Origin of the sequence: Proteiniphilum sp. UBA1028 (genome assembly GCF_002316955.1) — a bacterium.
Classification (GTDB): Bacteria; Bacteroidota; Bacteroidia; order Bacteroidales; family Dysgonomonadaceae; genus Proteiniphilum.
This window is the reverse complement of record NZ_DCEN01000080.1, coordinates 628-4398: the sequence shown is the minus strand read 5'-3', so window position 1 is coordinate 4398 and position 3771 is coordinate 628. Positions and strand designations below refer to the sequence as shown.

General features: G+C 47.5%; 4 protein-coding genes. 1 reads left to right on the top strand and 3 read right to left on the bottom strand.

Features of this window, described 5'->3' with window-relative positions:
- Both B3Z75_RS13220 and B3Z75_RS13215 read right to left on the bottom strand, forming a co-directional pair.
- Nucleotides 1–551: twin-arginine translocation signal domain-containing protein (locus B3Z75_RS13220; protein ID WP_294072669.1), on the bottom strand; the 551-nt coding region annotated here is incomplete at its 3' end.
- Nucleotides 552–566: 15 nt separating this feature from the next.
- A complete protein-coding gene (locus B3Z75_RS13215; RefSeq protein WP_294072666.1) occupies nt 567–1691 on the bottom strand; it encodes a C40 family peptidase in 1125 nt (374 codons plus the stop codon).
- 311 nt (nt 1692–2002) lie between these two features.
- Between B3Z75_RS13215 and B3Z75_RS13210 the strand changes: the two genes are divergently transcribed.
- Entirely contained in the window at nt 2003–2650 is a 648-nt protein-coding gene (locus B3Z75_RS13210) for a protein-L-isoaspartate(D-aspartate) O-methyltransferase (RefSeq protein WP_294072663.1), read from the top strand.
- Between the two features lie 88 nt (nt 2651–2738).
- Here B3Z75_RS13210 and B3Z75_RS13205 read toward each other — a convergent pair.
- Nucleotides 2739–3771, bottom strand: a 1033-nt coding sequence (locus B3Z75_RS13205; protein WP_294072660.1) for an LVIVD repeat-containing protein, incomplete at its 5' end; no start/stop codon positions are given.

Here is a 3771-nt window from a genome sequence, read left to right as displayed (position 1 = left end):
GCTTCGCGTGTTTTTTCACGCACCACCTCATCGCTGTCGATCCCAATGGTGAAGGTGGTGTCGGGCACATTCATTTTATTCAGCCCATACATCTTATGCCAGGGAGCACCAATCATCTTTCCTGCCAAATCGTGCAGGGCAATATCCACGGAGGCCTTGGCGGCAGTGTTCGCGGGAGCTATTGCATCCACATACGTCATGATCTCTTCCAGATGCGTGGGGTCTGAGAATCCGGACAGATCTGTCTTTTTTAGAAATTCAATCACCGAAGCCTGTGATTCCCCCAGATAAGGGGGCAGTGATGCCTCTCCGTATCCCACCAGCCCGTCGTACTCAATTCTGGTGAGAACCACGGGAGTGGTCGTGCGTGAAAAGCCGGAAATGGTGAAGGCATGGGTGAGCTGCAGGTCGTAGGGTGTCCAGGAGAGTTTCATTTTGGCGGATAATTTTGTCTGTTTTTGGAAAGTAGCGTTCAAAATAAGCGAAGGAGCTGCAAATGCTACAGCCGCAACTGTGGATCTTTTAAGAAATTGACGGCGGCTTTGCTTCATCTGCGTTTGTCTCTGTTATTGATAAAAACTGTTTAAAAAAATCTCTTGAATACCCTCACTGTTCACCTCCCCAATGATTCTTTGGGTGCGCAGGTAACGATTTGCATTGAACTCGTCATATAACGGATCGGAGGGGTCAAAGCTGTTTATTCGGACATAATCCGATGCGTGAATGAATCGTTTATCGCCAATATATATTCCTACGTGAACAACCTTTTCTTTTGAATCTTCGGAAGATGCTTTTGAACCAAAAAACAGCAGGTCTCCCGGCAAAGCTTCGCCAAAATTGCCCGCCTCGTCAATAAGCTTGCCATACAACACCTGTTGGGAGGCATCGCGCGCCAGGATCAACCCGTGCAGAAAATAAACCAATTTGGTAAAGCCGCTGCAGTCGAGCCCCTTGGAAGACATACCTCCCCAGAGATAGGGTATACCCTTAAACCGGAGTGCAGTATTTACCACACTTTCTCCACTCATCGTGACATCTCTCAGCCAGTCTGACACTTCAACAGCATCCGTTTTTTTCACGTATGCCGCGCGCCCGTCGGGGTAAACCACTTCATAAAACCTCTCCTTCTCCGACCTTATCGTCAACATATCGCCGGCCACCAGGTCGGAGACGGGAAAAGAAGCGGCATCCTGGCTTTCAAAGGATTGCCCACACACAGAAGTAATTATTATCTTCGGCTTCCGCAGGTATTCCTGTAAACTCTTTCTGGTCATGGTTTTTACCGAACCATTGATCCAGCCGATGTACCTGTCGGGAGTCTGAATGCGCAGCCATCCATCTTTCTTTTCCAATATCTTCACCGGCATGCCCAACAGGGCCTGTGAAACGAGTTCCGAGCCGTACCGGGGTTCGGACCGAAGGGTGCCCACGGAATTATAGATTACTCCCCCTGTTTCGTCGCCCAGCATTTTATCCGGCAACAGGCGAATGTTGTCGCTCACTTTTGCGGATACTTTTTTTGACTGCAATATCAGCTCCAGATAGGCGGGTTCGCTGGTAGTTTCTCCCTCAAGCAGGAGGGTGTCCTGTTGTTGTGTAGCCACAATCCGGAAGAGCTCCACTCTGCTGTCCGGCGCATATTTTTCCTGTACTGCTTCAATAATCTGCTGCATATCTCCTTCCTGTGCCATAGCATGACAATGTAACGTTGAAAAGACCCATAAGAAAAATATACCTGTTGCTTTTCCCATGCTTCCTGTCCGATCTAATAACTGGGCGAAATATACAATTTTTCGCTCAATTGCAGACAAAAGAAAAAAAGTATTTATATAAGAAACAGAAAATCATTATCTTTGATTACTCAAATTCATATTTCGACAATATGAGAACAAGAAGAATAAGACGTTGTCTTCCACTATTCATTATTGTCTTATGTTGCGCCGGATCCGTCGCCTGTGCATCGAACGCAACAAAAAGGCAAAGTGACAAATCTGACTCCGCTATGTCCGACACATTCCAAAACAATCACCGGGAAGCCGAAAACCTCGCCAGGGACCTGAGACGAAAGGGGATCAGGGACGAAAGGGTGTTGGCGGCTATAGGGAAAGTTCCCAGACATTTGTTTATTGACGAGGGTTTAAGGGAATATGCCTATCTTGATAAGCCGTTGCCGATTGAAAAGGGGCAGACCATCTCCCAGCCATACACCGTGGCCTATCAGTCGGAACTTTTGAAGCTGAAGCCGGGCGAGAAAGTGTTGGAGATAGGCACGGGAAGCGGCTATCAGGCTGCGATCCTTTGTGAAATGGGCGCCGATGTATACAGCATTGAGCGTTACAAGGAGCTGTATCTTACCGCAAAAAAAAGGCTCAACAAGCTTGGGTATTCCCCAAATCTTTTTTTTGGGGATGGCTACGAGGGACTACCCGAACATGCCCCTTTCGACAAGATTCTGGTTACAGCAGCGCCCGATGAGATCCCGGAGAAGTTGTTAAGGCAACTGCGTGTGGGTGGATGGATGGTACTCCCCCTGGGTGGAAGGATGGGACAGAAGATGACCGTGATCAAACGCGTAAGCGAGGAGAAGTTCAGTGAGTCGGAGCATGGAGATTTTATCTTTGTCCCCATGCAAAAAGGTACTGAAGAATAAAAAATGAAATTAAGCCTTCTTACAGGTTAAACAAGACTGCCGCCGGATTTCTTCGGCGGCAGCAGACAATTGAGCCAACAGGGAAGTTTTATTTGCCGACAGGCAAACGACTCAGTTGTTTGATGTGTTGAAGATCGGTATAATCATATTGATAGATACCATCGGCGGCTATCATCATCAATACATTGTTGAAGGGAATCACATCGAAGCCGTCCATATCCTTGAAATGGGCAAGAATATTGTCCGGATGCATAATGGTGCGCGGGTCTTTGGTGTTAAAAATACGCAATCCATCGTCGCAGACAAACAACGTCTCCTCATCAATGCCCAGTCCTTTCGGACTTTTCATATTATATGTGACAATATGCCTGGGTCGTTTCACGTCACTCACATCCACGATAATCAGCTCGTTGGCATCTTGTCCGCAAAATGTACCCGAACGAACCGTCACATAAGCGATATCGTTTTCCACCACAACCGGATCGCAACCGAACACGTGACTGATCATAGACTGGCGTTCCGGCTTTAAAGGGTCTTCCATGGAGTAAATGATCATGCCCGTGGGCGTGCCCATAAACATACAGTTCTTATAGCTGAAGATAGTCTCTACATTGAAGCCGATATAGTAATCATTCCCCACTTTCACCGGTGACCCGCCGGTGAGGTCGAAGATACCAAGCATATTGTTCATCACAGTATAGAGGTTGTCTTTATAGATGGCAAAACGCGACATGGAACCGGCAATACCTGTACCGGCACCCGCCTTTTCACCCACGGAAGCATACATGGCCCCATCATTTTGCAGACCACCCCATCCCCACCAGCGTGGTTTATAGTAGCGTACCAGCTCTCTTTTCTCCACCTTCTTCCAACCCACAACAATACCATTGTTTCTGTCCATCGATTTTTCGTAATCAATGCTGAATCCATTCTCCGTCGGAGGGAAAGCTTGTGGGAACACTTCTTCTTTTCGACCTTTATATACAGGCTTGGCGGGATCGCTGATATCGAACCAAACCAGATCTATATAAGAATCGGCATAGAGAATATTGTTGCGCACCTGCATGTCGGCATTTCCCAACAAATCGATAAACGCCACATTGCGAGGGCTCGACGGATTC